Here is a 3,020-nt window from a genome sequence, read left to right as displayed (position 1 = left end):
CGTCGTCGTCGAGCTTCCGGAGATCGGCGACATCGACGCGCTGGTCTCCTCGATCAAACGGCTCGCGCGCGAACAGAATATCCTGCGCGCCAAGGGCTATCTCGCGATCGCCGGCAAGCCGATGCGCCTGCTCGTGCAGTCGGTCGGCGCGCGTGTGCAGCACCAGTTCGATCAGCCCTGGGGTGTCAGGCCGAGGCGCTCGCGGCTGGTCCTGATCGCAGAGCGCGCCGATATCGACGAAAGCGCAATCAAGGCGGGATTTGGTTTAACGAACTGACTTTCGAGGCTCCCCTCCCTCCGCGCGCATCGCGCGTGGTGGGGAGGGGTCGGGGGTTGGGGGTGGCGCGGCGTTCACCGAAACAGCGGTTCCTGCCGAGAGACCCCCCACCCCCGACCCCTCCCCACCGCTTCGCGGGGGGGAGGGGAGAAGATAACCCCAATACGAAAGTGCGGCCTTAAGGTTTGGGATCCAATGCACATCGTCTTTCGCGAGAGCCATGGGCTGGAGGAGACCGCGACGCCGGTCGACCTCGGTCAGGATCCGGCCGAGCTTGTGATGCTCTCGTTCTCCGACAGCGATCTCGCCGCGTTTGCGGCAGGCTGGCGCCGCGGTCGCGCCAGCCTGCCCTCGCTCCGGCTCGCCAATCTCGCGGCCCTTCGGCATCCGCTCTCGGTCGACACCTATGTCGAGCGGACGCTGTCGCAGGCGCGCGGCGTCCTGGTGCGACTGATCGGCGGCGAATCCTACTGGTCCTATGGACTCGCCGCGTTGCATCAGCTCGCCAGACAGCACGGCATGGCGCTTGCGGTGCTTCCGGCCGACGGGCGCTGTGATGCGCGCCTCGATGAGCTCTCGACCTTGCCGGTCTCGACCCTGCGACGCCTGCAAATCCTCTGCGACCAAAGCGGGGCGACGGCGGCGCAGGCGGCCATTGCCCAGCTTGCGCTGGCCTCGGGCCTCTCAGCGGGACCCGTCATCGCAGCAGTCGAAATCCCCGAGATGGGTTTCTATGATCCGGCGTGCGGCGTGCTGACGAGGCTGCCGGTTTCGGATGGACGGCCTCGGGCGCTGGTCAGCTTCTACCGGTCCTATCTCACCGCCGCGGATACCGGCCCCGTCGATGCGCTGATCCTGGCGTTGCGGAACAAGGGCTTCGAGGCCCATGGCGCCTTCGTGCCCTCGCTCAAGGCCAAAGGCGTGGCGCAGTGGCTCAAGGCGGAACTGACCCAGAACCCACCGGCTTCGATCGTCAACGCCACCGCCTTCTCCGCGACAGGCGATGATGGCACCACGGCTTTCGATGCCGCATCCTGCCCGGTGTTCCAGGTGGCGTTATCGACGGCGCAGCGCACGGATTGGGCGGGTTCGCTGCGCGGGCTGTCGCCGGCCGATCTTGCCATGCATGTGGTGTTGCCGGAGGTCGACGGCCGGCTTTTTGCCGGCGTCGTCAGCTTCAAATCGGCTGATGAGCGCGACGCCGATCTGCAATTTGCGCGGCTGTCGCATCGCGCCGACGTTGAGCGCGTCAATGCTGCGGTCGAACGCATCGCGCGCTGGCACGACCTCGCGGCCAAGCCGGCCCATGACAAGCATCTTGCCATCGTGCTGTCGAGCTATCCCGGCCGGCCGCATCAGATCGCGCATGCGGTCGGACTGGATGCGCTGACCTCGGTGCAAGCCCTGCTTGCCGACCTCAGCGCCGCCGGCTTCGATGTCGAAGCGGCAGCGGCCCTCGGCGAGGTCCTGCAGAGAGAGGAGCTGAGCTGGCCCATCAGCGACTACCGTGCCGCGCTGGCGACGCTGCCGCGCGAGCTGAGGGATGACCTCGCCAAGGCATGGGGCGCGCCGGAGCACGATCCGGCCTGCGCGGCCGGCGAATTCCATTTTGCCGCCGTTCCCTGCGGCAAGGCCGTGATCGCCGTTCAGCCCGAGCGCGGCGACGTCGCCAGCCGCGCTTCGGAGTATCACGATCTCGCGCGCACGCCCCGTCATGCCTATGTCGCGTTCTATCTGTGGCTCAGGTGGCAAGGTGTCGACGGCCTGATCCATATGGGTGCGCATGGCACGCTCGAATGGCTGCCCGGCAAATCCGCAGCGCTCTCGGCCGCGTGCTGGCCGGAGGCGTTGATCGGCGCCATGCCGGTGATCTATCCCTTCATCGTCAACGATCCCGGCGAGGCGGCGCAGGCCAAGCGCCGCATCGGCGCGGTGACGATCGGCCATCTGCCGCCGCCGCTTGCGTCATCCGCACCGCCGCCGGCGCTGCTGCGGCTTGAACGCCTGCTCGATGAATATTCAACCGCCGATGGTCTTGATCCGGCGCGCCGCCGGCGTCTGGTCGCGGCGATCCGCGACGAAGCGCGCGCCGCCGGCGTTGAGGACGATCTCGGCCTTGCGACCTCGGTGGTCGCGGCCGAGGCGATCCCGCGGATCGACCGTTTCGTCTGCGATCTCAAGGAAAGCCAGTTCGGCGATGGCTTGCACGTCTTCGGCCGCGGCGATTGCGGCGCGGCCGAACGCGACGCGCTGCTCGCCGCCTTGTCAGGCCGGCGCGTGGCGCCGGGGCCTGCGGGATCGCCGCATCGCGGGCGCAGCGATGTGCTCCCGACCGGGCGCAATCTCTTTGCCGTCGATCCGCGCGCGGTGCCGACCAGGACCGCGCATGTGCAAGGCATCAAGCTCGCGGAGGAATTGCTGCGCCGGCACCTTCAGGATCATGGCGACTGGCCGAACGGGCTCGTGGTCGATCTCTGGGGATCCGCGACCATGCGCACCGCGGGCGAGGACTTCGCCATGGCCTTGCACCTGGCTGGGATTGCGCCGTGCTGGGACCAGAGCTCCGGTCGGGTCTCGGGTTTTGAGATCATCCCGCTGGTGCAACTCGGCAGGCCGCGCATCGATGTGACGCTTCGCGTCTCCGGACTCTTCCGCGACGTGTTCGCCTCCCTGGCGCAATTGTTCGAGGCGGCGTCCGGGGCGCTGGCGCAACGCGACTTCGAGGGCGATGAAAACCCCTATG

At 68.0% G+C, this 3,020-nt stretch carries 2 protein-coding genes; both read left to right on the top strand.

What is annotated here, in order from left to right; all coding sequences use genetic code 11:
* On the top strand, positions 1-277 hold a 277-nt coding region (locus ABSG20_RS33575; protein ID WP_423868739.1), incomplete at its 5' end, for a GTP-binding protein.
* Between the two features lie 195 nt (positions 278-472).
* Positions 473-3,020: cobaltochelatase subunit CobN (gene cobN, locus ABSG20_RS33570; protein WP_423868738.1), on the top strand; the 2,548-nt coding region annotated here is incomplete at its 3' end.

The organism is Bradyrhizobium sp. (assembly GCF_049512235.1).
GTDB lineage: Bacteria > Pseudomonadota > Alphaproteobacteria > Rhizobiales > Xanthobacteraceae > Bradyrhizobium.
The sequence above is the reverse complement of the archived record's forward strand: the minus strand, read 5'-3'. Positions and strand labels throughout refer to the sequence as shown.